This is a genomic window from Mizugakiibacter sediminis (assembly GCF_000953855.2).
In the GTDB taxonomy this organism is placed as follows: Bacteria; Pseudomonadota; Gammaproteobacteria; order Xanthomonadales; family Rhodanobacteraceae; genus Mizugakiibacter; species Mizugakiibacter sediminis.
In genome coordinates this window covers 49404-52159 of sequence record NZ_DF970255.1, presented here as the reverse complement: position 1 = coordinate 52159, position 2756 = coordinate 49404, and the positions used below count along the sequence as shown (strand labels likewise).

General features: G+C 72.5%; 3 protein-coding genes. All 3 read right to left on the bottom strand.

Annotated features, from left to right (window positions below; translation table 11 throughout):
• Positions 1-115: 115 nt before the first annotated feature.
• The 3 genes from MBSD_RS13760 to MBSD_RS13750 all read right to left on the bottom strand — a co-directional run bounded on the left by MBSD_RS13760 (position 116) and on the right by MBSD_RS13750 (position 2451).
• Positions 116-652, bottom strand: coding sequence for a MarR family winged helix-turn-helix transcriptional regulator (locus MBSD_RS13760; RefSeq protein ID WP_062537871.1), 537 nt, complete (start codon positions 650-652; stop codon positions 116-118).
• Between the two features lie 77 nt (positions 653-729).
• Positions 730-1623, bottom strand: coding sequence for an NAD(P)-dependent oxidoreductase (locus MBSD_RS13755; RefSeq protein WP_062537870.1), 894 nt, complete (start codon positions 1621-1623; stop codon positions 730-732).
• Between the two features lie 63 nt (positions 1624-1686).
• Positions 1687-2451 (bottom strand): TatD family hydrolase, encoded by a 765-nt coding sequence (locus MBSD_RS13750; protein ID WP_114693284.1) that lies wholly within the window; start codon positions 2449-2451, stop codon positions 1687-1689.
• Positions 2452-2756 lie beyond the last annotated feature (305 nt).

Here is a 2756-nt window from a genome sequence, read left to right as displayed (position 1 = left end):
GGCCAGCGGCGCCGCGCCGCGCAGCGCGGGCGCGGCGGGTTTCGGCGGCACGCCGATGCAGGCGGCGAGCAGCAGGGCGGCGGCCAGCGCCGCGGCGAGCGGTTTCGGCGGCATCTCAGGATTCCTTGCGGAAATCGACGGCATCGAAGGCGGCGGCGAGGCGCAGCAGCAGCGCCTCCAGCTGCCGCTTCTCGCGCACGCCGAAATCGGCGAACAGCGCGGTCAGGACCGGGTACAGCGGCGGCACCAGCTTGCGCACCAGCGCTTCGCCCTTGGCCGTGATGCGCATGACGATGCGGCGGCGGTCCTCCAGGCTGGGGGTGCGCGTGACCAGGCCGCGCGCCACCAACACGTCGCCGATGCGCGTCATGTTGGTGCGGCTCAACGTGACGAGATGGCAGAGGTCGCTGGGGTGCGCCATGCCGTCGGGACTGCTGAACAGCACCATCAGCGTGCGGAAGTCGGTGTCGTTGAGACCGTGCTTGCGCAGGCGGCGGTCGAGGTTGGTGGTGAATTCCCAGCCCAGCAGGCAGAGCATGCGCATCAGCACCACCTCGCGCGCGGGCAGGTCGGGCAGCTTGGCGTTGACGCGGCGCACGCCCTCCCTGAGGGCTTCGACGCGCGCGGTCAGCGGACGGTCGTGGCCGGTCATGATTGCGCGAAAAATAGTTCAGTAATGAACTATAAGGTTAGCGACGATCGTCGTTCCACGCAACCGGCGGCCGCGCGTCAGGGGCGTCCGTCCAGGCCGGCGTCTTCGAAGGCGAGGCGGGCGAGGGCGGGGAGGTCGTGCCCGCCGCGGCCGGTGGCGACCGCGCGCAGCATGCGGTCGCGCACCGCGGCGGCCAGCGGCAGCGGCGCGCGCAGGCCGACCGCGGCATCGAGGGCGAGGCCGACGTCCTTCAGCGCCAGCCGCAACGGAAAGCCGCCGCGGCTGTCGGTGCCGCCGGCGACGATCATGCGCGCGTAGTTGCCGACGAAGCCGGCCTGCAGCATGGCCTGGTCGAGCAGTTCGAGGAACGCGGCCGGCGCCACGCCGGCCTTGGCGCCGAAGGCGAACACTTCGCCGAGGCCCTCGGTGATGATCGCGCCCAGCGCGTTGGCGCCGAGTTTCAGCGCGTGCGCCGTTTCGGCCGGGCCGCCCGGCAGGCTGAGGCCACGGCCCAGCGTCTCCAGCAGCGGGCGCACGCGCGCCAGCGCGCCGTCGTCGCCGGCGGCGGCGATCCACAGCGCGCGCGCCGCGGCGGCTGCGGGCCGTCCGAACACCGGCGCGGCGACGTAACCCTGCCCGTGCGCGGCGTGCAGCCCGGCGAGACGGCGCGAGGCGTCGACGCCGATCGTGCTCATGCTGACGCGCACCGCTGCGCGCGGCAGATGCCGCAGCAGTCCGCCGTCGCCCTCGCTGACGGCGAACTCGGCGGCGTCGTCGGCGAGCATGCTGATCGCGGCCTCGGCGCCTGCGGCGGCCGCGGCGAGTTCGTCGACCACGTTCAGCCCTGCGCCGCGCAGTTCGGCGCGACGCTCCGCCGAACGCGTCCACGCGCGCAGCTCGTGCCCCGCGTCTTGCAGATGGCGCGCCATCGGCGCGCCCATGTTGCCGAGACCGATGAATGCGATCTTCATGGCGGACGTCCGTGCAGGGGGAAACCGCGCAAGTATGGCGCGCGGCGGTCGCGTCGCCAAAGCTCAGGCCAGGCCGAACAGCGCGGCGGCGTTGCCGCTCGTCGCCGCGGCGAGCGCCTCGCGTTCCATGCCACGCAGCGCGGCGATGCAGTCGAGCACTTCGACCAGGTGCGCGGGCTCGTTGCGTTCGCCGCGATGGCCGATGCCGGGCTGGTCCGGCGCGTCGGTTTCCAGCAGCAGGTATTGCAGCGGCATCGCGGCGACGATGCGGCGCAACCGCTGCGCGCGCGGGTAGGTGACCGGCCCGCCGATGCCGATGCCGAAGCCCAGCTTCCACAATTGGCGGGCCTGCTCCTCGCTGCCGGAGAAGCTGTGCACGACGCCGCGCAGGCCGCCGATGCGGCGCAGCGCGGCGATCACCTCGTCCAGCGCGCGTCGCGCGTGCACGATCACCGGCAGGGCGAACTCGCGCGCCAGCTCGAGCTGGCGCACGAAGTACATGCGCTGCAGTTCGGCGTCCAGGCCTTCGACGTAGAAGTCCAGGCCGCATTCGCCGACCGCGACGGCGCGCTCGCGCTGCAGCCAGTCGCCCAGTTCGTGCAGGTGCTGCGGCGCGTGGTCGGCCAGGTACATCGGGTGTAGGCCGTAGGCGGGGTGCAGGTCGGGATGGTTCGCGCACAGCGCGCGCAGCGGCGCCCAGCCGGCGGCGTTCACCGCCGGCACGATCTGGTGGGCGACGCCCGCGGCCCGCGCGCGCTCGAGCACGGCGGCACGGTCGGCGTCGAATTCGCGGGCGTCGAGGTGGGCGTGGCTGTCGGTGATCCGCAACATGCGCGCACGATAGTGACGGCGTGTGACGGCGTCGAGCGCCGCCGTGCGGGCGCCCGTCTAGCATCGCGCGACTGCCGGCGCGCCTTGCCTCGCGCCGCGGCGGAAAAGCGTTAATCGGGTCTGAATACGCCGCCCGTTGCCGTTGGGGGCTGTTCAGTTCGCGATTGCTTGAATGAATCGGCACGCAGCCGCGTGCCTGGGTTCCGGGACGTCTCAGGAGGACACTTCATGAACAAGCCAGTGATTATCGGTGTGGTGATTGCGGGTATCGGCGTCCTCGCCGGACTGGGCCTCGCCTCGCG

Coding starts and splice junctions, on each gene's coding strand:
- MBSD_RS13760 (WP_062537871.1), bottom strand. CDS start 652: ATGACCGGCCACGACCGTCCGCTGACCGCGCGCGTCGAAGCCCTCAGG.
- MBSD_RS13755 (WP_062537870.1), bottom strand. CDS start 1,623: ATGAAGATCGCATTCATCGGTCTCGGCAACATGGGCGCGCCGATGGCG.